Origin of the sequence: Micromonospora sp. NPDC023633 (genome assembly GCF_040640035.1) — a bacterium.
In the GTDB taxonomy this organism is placed as follows: domain Bacteria; phylum Actinomycetota; class Actinomycetes; order Mycobacteriales; family Micromonosporaceae; genus Micromonospora.
In genome coordinates, this window is sequence record NZ_JBFABB010000016.1 from 77,133 (window position 1) to 90,748 (window position 13,616).

A 13,616-nucleotide genomic window follows, 5' to 3' on the forward strand; every position below is an offset into this window, starting at 1 on the left:
TCCGTCGTCATCGCGACCGGATTCACCGACCCGGCCCGGACCGTGTTCACCGACCTGGACGATGACGGCCGGTCCGAGATCGCCCTCATCCAGACCGACGGCCAGATCAAGGCCTGGCACAACGACCTCGGCTTCGCCGCCTCGCCGTACGGCTACACCGTCGTCATCGCGGCCGGGTTCACCGACCCCGCGAGGGTGCGGTTCATGGATCTCAACGACGACGGCCGCTCCGAGATCGCGCTGATCCAGACCGACGGGCAGATCAAGGCCTGGCACAACTACAAGGGCTTCGACACCATGCCGTACGGCGCCGCCCAGGTCATCGCGACCGACTTCCTCGACCCGGCCCGCACGATCTTCATCTGACCCGGGCTCGGATCCAGCACCACAAGCAGGGCGCTGCTCGGCGCGGCTACGTGGGTCCGGTGAGCTCGGGTGCCGGTCCCTGCGCGCCGCCGGGTCCGCAGCCGCGCGGCTACCCCTCAGCGGTGAGGCGGCGAGGTCGTCGACTCGCACGGGGGCCGCCACCCGCCCAGTCGATCTTCGTTCAGTTCGGTGCGGCCGGCGTCGACGGTATGACGCCGGCCGCAGCCGCCCGCACTGAGCCGACCCGGGCCGCGACGCTCCTGCCGGCCCGGGGCCCAGCCCCGGCGCGTGGACGTCGTCGCCGGTCATCCCCTGTGCGGGGACACCGCGGGCCAGCGCCGCAGTGATATCGCCGGGCCGGTTCCCTGGCCGCGGTCGACCCGTCGTGGACGCCGGCCGCTCCGCGCCTCGGGGCCGGCCGGGCGCACCAGGTCGTCTCGGGTGGGTGGAGCCGGCGGTCGACCAGGGACCAACACGTCGTGCGCTCCACCGTCGACAGCAGCCCCGCACGGACGCCGTCGCGGTGCGGCCCGGCTCCACGCGCACGAGACGGCCGGCGACACGCCACCTTGTCGCGGATGACGTGCCACCGGCCACGGTCTACGCCGCGGCCACCGCACGATCTCCGGTGGTCCTCACGGACCGTCGATGATCGTGCGGTGGCCGCCCTCATGCCCGCGCCACGCCTCACACGTGGCGTCGGGGGTCAGCCCGTCGTGCCGGCCGAGTGGTGTCGCGCGACCTCGTCGGCGGTGAGGGCATGGTCGTAGACGGCAACCTCGTCGAGCAGCCCGGCGAGCCTGGCACCGGCGTCGTCACCACGGGCCCCCAGCTTGAGGCTTCCGGCCCCGTCGGTCGGGCTCACCTTCGTGGCGGCCGAGCCGTCGGGTCGTCCGTCGAGGTAGACCGTCAGGGTCGATCCGTCGTAGACCACGGCCACGTGATGCCACTTGTCCGGCGTGACCACCGTCTGCCCTTCGACCGACGCCAGCTGCCCGGCTGCGCCCAACGTGAGGGCGCTGATCTTGCCTCCGGGCAGGACGCGCAGCGCGTAGCCGTTGTAGGCGGGCGCGTCGTACTTCTCGACCACGCCGTACTGACCGCAGACGTCATTGAGATTCACCCACGCCTCGAGGGTGAACGAGCCACTGACGCTCACCGAGGCCGAGTCCGGTACGGCGACGTGGCCGCCGGTCAGCTCGGCGGCGGTGTCCGGATCGCCCGTCAGCGCGCCCGGGCGGCCCAGTGCCACTGCGTCCGCGTACGCGCCACGGTTGCCGGTGCCGGAGGAGTCCTCGGCGCTCGTGCCGGATCGCTCACCCAGTCGCCAGTAGCCGACCGGCTTGTCGGCCAGCACCTGCGCCGCGTAGGAGGACTGGGCGGCGGCCGCCTGCTGCCTGCTCGTCGACGTCTGCCCGGCTGCCGAGACTGCCGGAGCCGGCGCTGAGCTGCCCTGCACGGCGCTCCCACCGGAGCGCTGCGCACTGGGCGACGGGCCGGGGTTGCCGAGCACACCCTTGACGTAGTGCGAGTCGATCTGCCCCGGAGTCAGGGCCTTGTGGTAGATCGCGACCTCGTCGAGGTCACCGAAGAAGCGGTCCGCCGCGTCGTCTCCGCGGGCGCCCAGCTTGAGGCTGCCCCTGCCGTCGGTCGGCGCCTTGGCCACCGGGGTGGACGTCTGCAGCTGCCCGTCGAGGTAGGTCCGCAGCGTCGTCCCGTCGTACGCTGCCACCACGTGGTGCCATCGCGCCTGCTGGACGCTGCGGGGGCTGGCCGCGCCGGACTGCGCCTCGTCGGCGATCGTGAGCGCCTGCAGCTTGTTGCCGTTGACCAGGCGCAGGGCGTAGCCGTTGCGCGACGGCAGGCAGTCGCCGCCGTCGTACTTCTCGATGATGCCCTGCGGTCCACCCGCCGCGTCCTTGACCCACGCCTCCAGCGTGTAGGCACCGGTGACGCTGAGCGAGGCGCTGTCCGGAATCTCGGCGTAGCCGTCGTCCAGCCGGACCGCGGTGTCGGCGGAGTCGGCGATCGCCCCTGGCTGGGACCGGCCGACGCTGCCACGGTAGGCACCGGCGTTTCCGTTGCCGGAGGCGTCGGCCACCGGCTGGCCCTGGGCGTCGCCGAGCCGCCAGTAGCCCACCGGCGCGTCCCGCTTCACCAGCGCGGCGTAGTCCGCCGGATCCGGTTGGGCGACCCGGACCGACAAGGTGGTGGTCCGCGCCGTACCACCGGACGGGTGGGTGACCACGTCGATCCGGTAGCTCCCGGGCGCCGCATCGTTGGGGATCCGGACCGAGGTCGCGAGCTCGGACCAGGCCAGTTTCTGGTTGCTGCTCACGCGGAACGGCAGCTTCGGGTCGCGCGCCGTCCACCCGGCCGGAACGCCGACCTCGACGGTGCCGCCGACCGTGCCCTGCCCGAGCGCCTCGACCTCCAGGTCCAGCGCAAACGTCTCACCCGGTTCCAGCAACGTGCGCGGGGTCGTCACCTTCGTGGCCTCCGCGCTCGGCGCGTCGGCCACCTTCACCGCCTGGTAGGTCGCCCGGACCGTGACCGCCGTCGTCGGCCGGCCGAGGTCGACCAGCTCGCGCTCGGCGTCGAACGTCACCGGTCGGCCGTCGACGGTGACCCCGGTCAGCCGGTGGCCGCGCGGCGCACGCAGGTGCAGCACCACGTCCGTCAGCGGCGCCCGTCCGGTGGCCGCGCGCGGTGGGTCGACCCGCACGGTCAGCCGGCCGTCCGTCAGCTCCGACGAGGAGGCGAACCCGACGGGGCCGAAGGACGTCGGCAGGTCGGCGACCTCGATGCGCTCCCCGTCCGCGAGCCAGGGCCGCGGCGTGGCCGGCGCCAGGTGCAGTCGGGTCGGTACGCCGTCGGCGTTCAGGTCCTCGCTGACCAGCAGGCCGCGCACCGCCTCCAGGTAGGTGGCGTTGTTCGGCGACAGCGGCGGCCAGTACTGCGACCGGTAGTACTCACCGAACTGCGGGCACGGCGAGATCGTGGCGCCCTCGCCGCCGACGAAGGTGTGCGGCGTGAAGTTGTGCGCGAGCATCCCGTAGAAGCTCAGGTCGAGGCGGTCGGACTCGGCGTTGTCGGCCAGGAACCGCATCAGCGAGTAGCCGTACTGCTGGTCGATGCCGCTGGACTTGTATCCAGGCGCTGCCGGCCACTGGTTGTGCCGGATGTTCTGGCAGACACCGGGATCGGCGGTCGACAGGTTGAACCTGGTGAGGCCGAGGAACAGCGACCCGTGCTTGTAGAGGTAGTCCCGTAGTCCGGTCGCCGTCGCGCTGCCCGGCTCGAACAGCCCGGTCGCGAGTGCGTACGGCATGATCAGGTTCCAGTAGCTGCCGAGGAAGTCGGTGGTGACCTTGTCGTACGGCTTCGACGACGCCGGATCCAGCAGCGCGATCGGCACGAACACCGAACCGTCCGGCAGCACCGTCTTCGACTTCTCCACCGCGCCCAGCAGTGACGCGCGCAGGCCGGCCGCCTCGTCGAGGAACGGCTTCGCCTCGTCGGCACGGCCCATCAGCCGCAACGCGACACCGACGTCGCGCAGACCGCGCCAGACCTCGGACTGGTGGTGCAGGCCGTAGACCGGCTCCGGAATGTCGGAGGCGTAGCGGGTCTTGGCCAGCAGACCGTTCGGGTCCGCGCCGCGTTGCCGCTTGAAGTCGGCGAGCCAGTCACGGAACGTCGGCAGGGTCTCCAGCAGCAACGACCCGTCGTTGCTCTGCAGGTAGTACGTCGCCACCGTCTGCAGCTTGATTCCGCGCTCCCAGGACACGAAGAAGCTGCCCTGGCCGCGTCGCAGCATCTCGGTGAGGTTCGCGCGCGCCTTGTCCTGGTAGCCGAAGTCCCCGAGCGAGGTGACGGTCGCCGCGATCTCCGGCACCCAGGCGAAGGACTTGTCCAGCGACTCGTAGCCGTTTCCGACGGTCAGGTTGAAGCCCATCACCAGGTTGTTCAGCAGCGTGCTGCGCATGGCGTCCGCGGCGTACCGCTCCGGGAGCCGGACCTTGGCGCCGGCGTTGAGCTGCGCCGTCCAGTAGGCGCCGGTGCGGGACTTCGCGGCGTCGTAGAGCTTGGCCGACGGGCGGTCGGCGGGCAGTTCAGCCGGCTCGTTCGGCACGACCAGATAGAACTCGGCCTTCCCGCGGCTCAGGTCGGGCGTGAAGCTCAGGTCGGACGCGGACCAGGTCGCCGCGCCGCTGTACGCGACCACGGTCTTCCCGTCGAGGGTCAGCCGTCCGGGCGTGGCGACGACGTCCGCCACCTTGTCGCGGCTCACGTTCAGCCGCAGCCGCGGGCGCGCCTTCGCCGGCCCGCTGACGACGAAGCGAAGCATGCTGACTGCCGGGCCACCCGGGGTGAGCTCGGTGACGAACGACTCGCGCTCGTAGCGGACCCCGGCGGCGTCACGGTACGAGTTGGCGAGGATCGGCAGGTATCCGCCGGTCAGGCGGGGGGCGCCCGATCTCGCCTCGGCCTGGCCGTAGCGCTCGGCGCCGTTTGCGCCGACGAAGAAGCGGACGCGCTGGGTCGCCCGCGAGTCCGACCATTGCGACATCAGCTCGCTGCCGTCGGCGACGTGCAGCGAGAAGTCCCGCTCCTCGGCCCACCGGGTGGGGTCCGGCGCCGGATAGGTGAAGGGCAGGTAGTACCAGGGCGAGGCGGCGTCCGTCGTGCCACCGTGGTTGGCCGGCACCAGCAGCGGCTTGACGTTGGCCAGGGTCGGACCGTCGGGCAAGCCGAGCAACTTCTCGCCCCAGTGGTCGGCTCCCTGGTCCAGCGCGTGGTTCACTCGATCGGCGTAGCCGTCGGGGAGGGTCAGGTCATCGCGGGGGCCGGACTGGCTGCGAGCCTTCTGCTCGCCGGCCGCCCGCTCGCCGGCCGCCTGGACGCCGGCCGCCTGGACGTCCTCGGATTCCTGCGCCAGCAGGCCGGCCGCCAACGTCACCACCGTCAGCAGCGACAGCGCGGCCCTCGATCTCGATCTTGTGGCCATTCGATCCACCTTCGTGTGGAGTACCGTGCGAAATACTGGACTAGTCCAGTAACTCTGGAGCACCCTCCTCGCCGGTGTCAACACCTTGACTGACCGCCCCCTGCGCGAGGGTGCGTCACGATCCATCGGCCCGTGCGCCGGCCGCCCGGCGTGAACCGCCCCGGATCCTGTGGAGACCTCCCGGCCTCGGACGGATCGACGGATGGCAGAAACGAAGCCGCATCCGAGAGGTCGAGGTCTGGCGTGGGCCGGGGCGTCGAAGATGAAGATGTCCCCGCTCACGGCGATGCCGCAGGCCCCCGCGCTACCACTTCCGACGCCATTCGAGGCGACCTCGATGGGCCACAGCCGGCGCGTCCCCTCGCCGGACGTACAGCGCCTCGCCCTCAACCCACCAGACGTCTCCGGCACAGAGGCAGGCCGGAACCGTCCAAGCTCAGCGCAAGAAGACAGCCACCGGAACTGCCGGGCAGCCCCTCCAGGTCGTCCACCAACTCCATCCGGACCGTGGCGACGGGCTCGGTCTTCACGCCGTCATTCTGCCGGTGCCCGTATGTCCAGGACGATTCCTTGCCCCCACGCCGCGGCTCTGGTTCAACCTGGGGGTTCCGACGCACCTGCTGCCGAGCGGCGACGACGCACCGCCGCAGTCGATGCGGCTGTTGGTGCTCCAGTTGGGCATTGTGACGATGGCTCGGTGAGGGCTTGCCGGACGTGGCCGCTGTTCACGCCTTGGGCCCGGCGACGGCGCCGGCCGTGTATTCAGAGAAGATCTCACCGAGGATGCGCAGCCCGCTCGCGGCCGGCCCGCCGGCATCGCCCAGGGTGGAGGCGCAGGTGACGAGCGTCTTCCAGAGGGCCCAGCCACGCCCGCGCGCCCATGTCGCCTCATCGACCGACAGCCGCTCCCGGAACGCCTGCCGGCCGTCAGCGGTCAGCAGGGTCCACGCGACAGCCAGGTCACACGCCGGATCGCCGACGCCACATGTTCCGAAATCGATGACGGCTGCCAACTCCCCGTCGACGAGCAGGAGATTTCCTTGGGCGACGTCACCGTGGAACCAACTCATCACGCCGTCCCAGCGTGCGTCTTGTGCGCTCCGCCAGATCTCGCGGGCCAGGTCAACGTCGACGTGGCCGTCGAGTGCCGTGAGCGCGTGCTGGGCTTTCCCCTCGTAGGTGCGCAGCGTGCCGCCTCGAAACCAGTTGTGCTTTCCCGGGCGGGGACCGCCAGTGGTGTCGACGCGCTGCAAGGCCGCCAGGAACCCGGCCAGGTCGCGCGCGAATCGGACGGGGTCGGCGATGCTGTCCGCGCTCGCAGGCTCCCCGTCGATCCATGGGTAGACCGACCACGAGTAGGGGTAGCCCGCGCCGGGTTCACCTCTCGCCAGTGGGGTGGGGATGGGCAGCGGGAGCCGAGGGGCGAGCACCGGAAGCCACCGGTGTTCCTTGTCGACCGCCAACGCGTACTCGGCTGCGCTGGGCAGACGCACCGACATCCGCGGACCGAGGTGAAAGGTCCAGTTGTCCCAGCCACCGTTGGCCACGGGCTGAACCGGGAGGCTGGCCCACTGAGGGAACTGTTCGGAAACAAGCCGATGCACCTGATCCGCGTCGACGGCCATGCGTTGAGGCACGGGACCGAGGTGTGGTGTGTCGCTCACTGAGACATCCCTGTCCGACAAGGAAACTGACGTATGGATCTGAACGACGGCTCGCCACCTGAGCAAACCCTATAGCTGCTTTCAGCCCGGACGATGACCTGCCTGGCCGACGGGTCGGAGTATCGACCCAGAACTTCCATCGACCCTGGCAGGAACCGAGGCTGTACGCGCAGCTCAGGCAGGGTGAGTTGGGCAGCCCGAGAACTCATATAGTCACGCGGTGGACTTGAAGCAGGTTCGGAACGCGTACACCTCCGTCGCAGCCCTCTACATCGAACTGTTCGGCACGAGGCAGCAAGTACATGTCGATGACCTCGCCTTCATCGGGCGACATCTGTCTCATCAGCCCGGCAACGTGCTCGATCTGGGCTGCGGCCCCGGCCACATCACCGACTACCTTCGCTCGCTCGGCGTCGATGCGATGGGAATCGACATGGTTCCCGAGTTCATCGCCCATGCGAGGTCAACCCATCCGCACGGGAGGTACCAGCTCGGGTCGATGAGGGACCTCGACGTCGAGAACCACTCCGTCGCCGGCATCCTGGCCTGGTTCTCGCTGATCCACCTACCACCGCAGGACCTCGACGATGTGCTGGCCGAGTTCCGGCGAGTGATGACACCGGCTGGCCGACTGGTGGTCGGCTTCTTCGACGGCGACGAGGTCGCCGCCTTCGACCACAAGGTCGCGACGGCCTATCGCTGGCCCGTCGACGCGCTCTCGGCTCGGTTGACGCAAGCTGGCTTCGTGGAGGTCGAGCGCCAGCACCAGCCCAGCGACGGCACCCACCGGCCGTACGCCGCGATCGCGGCGGTCATGGGTGAGCGTCATTCGCCGCTCCCCTCGATGGACACTCCCTGACGCGCACCGTCGAAACGACCCCGGCCGCCTCGTTCACCGACGCTCACATCGCCTGAGCCGACCGGTCCAGCCTTCAGGACGATCGCATGATCAGCGATCAAACGGGTGTCCCTGGATACCAGGACGCGGATCTCACGTAGTGCTGCTGAAGTGCCGGACCGGAAGAAAAGGTATCCACGATGTACGCCCTCCAGCCCTCTTCGCCCTTGGCGTTCAAGTCCTTCCGCCGATGCCAGATCCACTCGAACGTATCCAGGACCAGTTCCGCCGCAGCGCGGACTCTGTGGCGATTCGACTCGTCGACATCGAGAGGCTTCCCGTCATAGAAATACGGCCGAATGTCGGGATATTCTATGAAGATCTTGTCCAGCTCCCTGAAGAGACCGATGACGCCGTAGTAGGTAGAGATGTGATGAGCCCGCCGCGACAGGCGGTAGCTGTAGATCGCAGACAGCACCGCAGCCGCTATCGCTACGATTGCCAAGATGTCTGATGATTCCATTCAGAGTCCCGGGGTATGAGGCGTCAACGGGGAGGACGAGACGAGCCACCAGGCTGATTCCACACGTGTAGCGACCCCGACCGTCGCCCACCGGGCCCACAGTCGTCCACGGTCGTCCAGTAGCGGCGCAAACGATCGCCAAGAACGCGGTGGCAGCGGGGGCGACCGACCTGCCCGACAACTCCGGTCACGCGCCTCGTAAATTGACTCATGCCAACATTGTCCTGAGAGCCGCAACCCGGCTCGCCATCCAGATGCCCCGATGGAGATCAAGTGGCCAAGGGGCGGTGAAGTCCGCGCGGAGGGCGGTGTGGACGCCCCGGACGATGTAGCGCCTGAGGCAACGCGGTAGCTCCTGCTAGCCGAGGCCTCGGGAGACACGTCGTCGCAGGTAGGCGCGAGTGCGTTCGTCGTAGCGCATCCGGCCGAGGGCTATGGCACGCAGGGTGTGGTGGGCGCTGCGGTCCCTCGTGGAGCCAGGTCGACCGGCAGGGCCCGGTCTGGCTCGGTTGCCTGTGGATGAGGCGGGTGCAGTACTTCGCTACTTCGCTGCTGCGCTTCCGTCACTGAGATGCTTCTATAACTGTCAAGGGGTGGTTCCTGCGGTGTGGGCGGCGGTCAGGGTTCTGAAGAGTTGCCGGCAGAGGTAGCGCTTGAGGTTGCGCATGACCTCGCATTTGGTGCGTCCTTCGGCGGTGCGGCGGGTGACGTAGGCGCGGGTGCGGGGGTCGTGGCCCATGCGGACCAGGGCGACGGTGTAGAGGGCTCGGTTGAGGCGGCGGTCGCCGCCGCGGTTGAGTCGGTGTCGGGTGGTGTTGCCTGATGAGGCTGGTAGTGGTGATGCGCCGGCCAGGGCGGCTTATGGCCCGCCAGTGGCCCGTAAGTCCGAACGGCGAAGACCGCTGGCGCGATCAGCACCACGACCACCCACTGGACAGACACGTAGGTCGCAACGACGATTTGAATGAGTACGTAGTCAAGCGCCAACGGAACACCCGGGCTAGCCGTGGGACCGGCGAGCGGTACCCAGCGTGGCTCTCGTGGCCGCCACAGGAGCCAGCGGGACGGCCCGTTGCGCCGTACGTCGGCCTAATCCCCGGAACCGTCGTCCATGGGGTGATTGTGTCCTACCAGAGGGTTTCCGAGGTGGGGCCGGCGGGACTGGAGCCTGCGACCGAGGGATTATGAGATCAAGATGAGCAACCTAGCGAGCTGCGCGGGCGGACTCGTAGCAGCGGAAACGACTCTCGACATCTCACACTGCTCCGCCGCCTTTCGCCATCCTCTTGCGGACTGGATGCGGACCGCACCCCTCCTCGGCGTCCGGGGCCGATTGCGCGGCTGGGGGACTGGAAACCTAGGCCTACGATCCTGCGCATGAGCGTGTCGCGGGTCCGCCTGCTTACCTGCCTCGTCATGCCGCTCCTGGCGGCCTGCGCCACCGAGCCCTCCGGCCCGGCGACAACCGCATCAGTGATTTACACCTGCTGTGAGGCCCCGGACGTCGACAGGCTGTACCAGCCTGGCCAGACCCTGACCTTGCACTGGACTGTCGAGTCCCCGGAAGAGCCGGGCCGAACCCCACCGCAAGTCGAGCTGACCGCTCGCCTGACGGGTCCGTTCGCCACCGTAGGCGACGTCAAGGCCGCGACAGAAGGCACCCCAACCGTGCCGGGGCTGGTCACCTTCACGGCCACACCGGTTCGACCATCCGGCATGCCCGACGAACGACCCCTCAGCACCATCGTGATCGGTCCCGACGCCAAGCCCGGTTACTACAACCTGGTCACCTCCGTGGTCGGCGACGACAACACGGCGAGCAGCGGCGGCAGCATCGTCCGGGTAGCGCCCAAGCCCTAACAACTCCTAACGGAATGACGGTGGGCGTGTCCTCGGGACGTGAGGATCGTTCTGTCTGAACGTGAGGAAGGGTGAGCAGCCGCCGTGGATCGTCTCTGACGACCTGTGGGCCGAGATCGCGCCGCTGCTGCCATCCCGCCCGCCACGGCGGTACCGCTACCCCGGGCGCAAGCCCCTCGATGACCGTAAGGTGTTGTGCGGGATCTTGTTCGTGCTCTACACCGCGATTCCGTGGGAGTACCTGCCGCAGGAACTGGGGTTCGGGTCGGGAATGACCTGCTGGCGCAGGCTGCGGGACTGGAACGACGCCGGCGTCTGGCAGCAACTACACGAGGTCCTGCTGGGCAAACTCCGGGCAACAGACAACTCGACATGTCCCGGGCGGTGATCGACGGCTCCCACGTCCGGGCGCTCAAAGGCGGCCCAAAACCGGTCCGAGCCCGGTCGACCGCCGCAAGCCAGGCTCGAAACACCACGTCATCACCGACGCGGGCGGCATCCCCCTCGCCACGGCCCTGACCGGCGGTAACCGTCACGACGTCACCCAGCTGATGCCCCTGGTCGACAAGATCCCCCGGATCAAGGGCATCCGCGGCCGGCCCCGACAGCGACCGGAACGGATCTACGCCGACCGGGGCTACGACTACGACTGCTACCGCCGCCAGCTGCGAGCCAAGGGCATCACACCGGTCATCGCCCGACGCGGCGTCGGACACGGCTCCGGGCTCGGCGCCCGACGGTGGGTCGTCGAGCAGACCATCGCCCTGCTGCACTGGTTCCGCCGCCTGCGCATCCGCTGGGAGATCCGCGACGACATCCACGAAGCGTTCCTTGCTCTCGCCTGCGCCATCATCTGCTGGCGCAGACTCCAACGCTCAAAGAGTTAGGAGTTGTAAGTGTCGGGCCTCGCGTCCCCGTATGCGTCAGGTGGACGGGCTAGACGCCACTCTTCCCCCATCCCCGGATAGGTGCCAAGAACTGCGGCGCCCGGTCGGGGTCAAGGGTGGCCGCAGGCCATCGGCCTGCCGACGCGCAGCGCCCGGTAATGGGCGGGACCCCGGCTTCACGCTACGGGTCTACACCCACCCGCTGCCGACCAGCGAGGACCGCACCCGTCGGGCGATCGACACCGCCTTTGGGCACGGCCCGACGGCCCCCGACGGCCTAGCGGGGGTGTCGAAGCCGTGTTCGCCCAGCTCAGGAAAGTTGACAGCGTCACTTGGCGTTGTATTGATCAACGGCGGGGGCGTAGTCGACCAAATCAGACGACTTGGCTTCTGAGCTGCTGTTACGCCTGGCATTAATGGTCAGCAGTGGGCAGTGCAGGTTCCCCTCCGACGGCCTGAATACGGCATGATCTTGGCCCACCGAATCCCTGACCCCAGGCAACGATCAGAATGCACGGACCCGCCAGGTCCCTGCGTCGCATCTGGACACCTGCGTCCGTCACCGACCACGGGTGTAGCCGTGTGCGCCCCGATCGTCACTCAGTCACCCACGCTCCCGCCGGTGTTCGAGAAGGTGCTCCAGGTCGTCAACCTCCCCATCCCCTCGCCGCGGAAAGATGCTCTTGCGAGACCCGTCAGCGCGCAACGCCTCGTCAACGAGGGCCTTGGCACAGCCATCCGAGTAGTGAAGCTTGTGACTACCTGCACGACGTTCCATGATCCAGAAGGCCACACCCCATCCGACGAAGAGAAGCAGCCCTCCTGCGATCAGCCACTGCACCCAACCCATCACCGGACTCCCTCGACGTTGCACGCCAACCTAGCGGCAGTTACACGAGGTGACCTTACAGTTACAAGTGTCAGTCGAGGAAGCTGCGATGATCCCTCGCTTGTAAGTTCTGGGCGCTCCGTCTGGCGGCGTCCGTCCGTGTCCGCGACCTCGGACGACTGTTCGCGCCCGTCGGCCGGCGGCTGCCCGCGTCCCAGCCCGTTGCTGTCATCGTTGCTGTCGACAGCTGGCCCAACCCGGCCGGGCAGGACGCCGGCCGCCACTACGGTGTCACCATGTCTCGATTTAGCATGATGGCTCGCGTTGATGACGGACGCGAGGTTGCTGAGGCCGAAGCTTGGATTGCGAGCCACCGGGAGGAGCTGACCTCAGTCTCGCAGGGCGGCTGCGGCTGCTGTGTACGCACCTGGTTGATCGAGGGACCGCGAGAGCTGGTCGACAAAGTCCCGGCAACGCTGAGCGCTTCGACCGACTGGGACCGCGACTGAACCATGCAGTTCACATGAGTGAGGCCGCCGCGCTTGACCCCCAGGCAACCATCACGACTGGCTGGCCTGCATCGGTACGGACGTATGCATGCGGATCCCGTCCACGGCAGTCCGTGAGCGCCCAGCCCCGCTCGTACCCGTGGTCACCCAGATAGTCACCCACGTAGCTTGGATCTCAGGTGTGGACGCCGTATCCGACCTGCCCCCACCGTGCGGCATTCAGCAGGGTCCTAGGATCGAGTGATGCCAGCACTGCACACGCCCGCTCTGAAATGGGCGCTCGGAGGACCCGGTTGGGCGTACTTCACCTGGACATCGGGCGAGGAAACGCTACGCCTTCGAACTTCCTACGTCGGCGATGCACTCAAAGACCTACTGACGGCTACCTTGGATCTAAAGCTTGGCTCAAGCGCAACTTTCACTCACTTTCTCGACGAACCCCACGGGCACCGAATGTTCTTCTCCAGCGTCGCCGACAACACCATGTACGTCGAAATCGTCCGATTCGATGACCTTTTCACCGACAACAACAGGTGGGCGGGCGGTGTGCCGTGCTGGGATGGGGAAGTTTCAGTACCGCATTTCATCGAAGCAGTTCAGGATATGGCGATGGCAGTGCTTAAGGAACACGGCGAAGATGGATACCACAAGTCCTGGATAGAGGCACCCTTTCCCACCCGTGAGCTCGCTTTGCTTCAGCAAAAGCCGTAAGGCTCCTCTAGCCATCCCTGTCTGCCGTCGACCCGCCCTCCTGGGGAGCGGGCCGCCGCCCGGCCCGCCACGTCAAGCGGGCCTTGACGCACGTACGGACGCTGCCGGAACAGCCTGCGTCGGTGTCGGCTCTCGTGTCACGGACCGCGCCCTCGGCGGACACCGCCACAGTGGCGCAGTTGACCTAACCTCGCCCGGCACGGACCCGGCTCCCGGGGTCGGAGCTGGCCACCGGCGGCACCCCTCCCCCTCCCAGGTGAGCGGTTGACCTGACCCTGAGCGGCTGCGGAGCCGGCTCCTGGGCGACCGGCATGCCCGCCGCACGGACACCACCCCCATGCTTGGGGCTTGCCGCGCGGACCCGGCACGCGCCCTCCCTGCGCCGCGCTGCTCGGGCGCGGCGAGGCCGGCTGCCGGC

At 68.3% G+C, this 13,616-nt stretch carries 8 protein-coding genes and 2 pseudogenes; 5 read left to right on the plus strand and 5 right to left on the minus strand.

Translation table 11 applies throughout. The features are described from left to right. Positions 1–366, plus strand: a 366-nt coding sequence (locus tag AB0G13_RS07675) for an FG-GAP-like repeat-containing protein (RefSeq protein ID WP_357870402.1), incomplete at its 5' end; no start/stop codon positions are given. A 706-nt stretch (positions 367–1,072) separates the two neighbouring features. Here the strand turns inward: AB0G13_RS07675 and AB0G13_RS07680 are convergent. From AB0G13_RS07680 to AB0G13_RS07690, 3 genes are all read right to left on the minus strand, one after another. Continuing rightward, positions 1,073–5,377 (minus strand): LamG-like jellyroll fold domain-containing protein, encoded by a 4,305-nt coding sequence (locus AB0G13_RS07680; protein WP_357870404.1) that lies wholly within the window; start codon positions 5,375–5,377, stop codon positions 1,073–1,075. A 386-nt stretch (positions 5,378–5,763) separates the two neighbouring features. Next, a complete protein-coding gene (locus tag AB0G13_RS07685; protein WP_357870407.1) occupies positions 5,764–5,907 on the minus strand; it encodes a hypothetical protein in 144 nt (47 codons plus the stop codon). Positions 5,908–6,102: 195 nt separating this feature from the next. Then, entirely contained in the window at positions 6,103–7,002 is a 900-nt protein-coding gene (locus tag AB0G13_RS07690; RefSeq protein ID WP_357870410.1) for an aminoglycoside phosphotransferase family protein, read from the minus strand. Positions 7,003–7,261: 259 nt separating this feature from the next. On the opposite strand from AB0G13_RS07690, the gene AB0G13_RS07695 reads away from it, so the two are divergent. Continuing rightward, positions 7,262–7,900: a class I SAM-dependent methyltransferase gene (locus AB0G13_RS07695; RefSeq protein WP_357870413.1), complete on the plus strand. Its 639-nt coding sequence runs from the start codon at positions 7,262–7,264 to the stop codon at positions 7,898–7,900. 97 nt (positions 7,901–7,997) lie between these two features. On the opposite strand, the gene AB0G13_RS07700 is transcribed toward AB0G13_RS07695, so the two are convergent. Continuing rightward, positions 7,998–8,402, minus strand: a complete 405-nt coding sequence (locus AB0G13_RS07700) for a hypothetical protein (RefSeq protein WP_357870416.1) — start codon at positions 8,400–8,402, stop codon at positions 7,998–8,000. Between the two features lie 586 nt (positions 8,403–8,988). Beyond that, positions 8,989–9,261, minus strand: a pseudogene (locus AB0G13_RS07705) (transposase); the annotation flags it as partial. Between the two features lie 518 nt (positions 9,262–9,779). Between AB0G13_RS07705 and AB0G13_RS07710 the strand changes: the two are divergent. The 3 genes and pseudogenes from AB0G13_RS07710 (at position 9,780) to AB0G13_RS07720 (ending at position 13,198) form a co-directional block, all read left to right on the plus strand. Next, positions 9,780–10,262, plus strand: a complete 483-nt coding sequence (locus AB0G13_RS07710; RefSeq protein ID WP_357870419.1) for a hypothetical protein — start codon at positions 9,780–9,782, stop codon at positions 10,260–10,262. Positions 10,263–10,350: 88 nt separating this feature from the next. After that, positions 10,351–11,149, plus strand: a pseudogene (locus AB0G13_RS07715) (IS5 family transposase). Positions 11,150–12,730: 1,581 nt separating this feature from the next. Continuing rightward, a complete protein-coding gene (locus AB0G13_RS07720) occupies positions 12,731–13,198 on the plus strand; it encodes a hypothetical protein (RefSeq protein ID WP_357870422.1) in 468 nt (155 codons plus the stop codon). The last annotated feature ends 418 nt before the right edge of the window (positions 13,199–13,616 follow it).

Excerpts from the sequence above, each read along its gene's own strand:
- AB0G13_RS07680 (WP_357870404.1), bottom strand. The coding sequence starts at position 5,377 with ATGGCCACAAGATCGAGATCGAGGGCCGCGCTGTCGCTGCTGACGGTG.
- AB0G13_RS07690 (WP_357870410.1), bottom strand. The coding sequence starts at position 7,002 with ATGGCCGTCGACGCGGATCAGGTGCATCGGCTTGTTTCCGAACAGTTC.
- AB0G13_RS07700 (WP_357870416.1), bottom strand. The coding sequence starts at position 8,402 with ATGGAATCATCAGACATCTTGGCAATCGTAGCGATAGCGGCTGCGGTG.
- AB0G13_RS07710 (WP_357870419.1), top strand. The coding sequence starts at position 9,780 with ATGAGCGTGTCGCGGGTCCGCCTGCTTACCTGCCTCGTCATGCCGCTC.
- AB0G13_RS07720 (WP_357870422.1), top strand. The coding sequence starts at position 12,731 with ATGCCAGCACTGCACACGCCCGCTCTGAAATGGGCGCTCGGAGGACCC.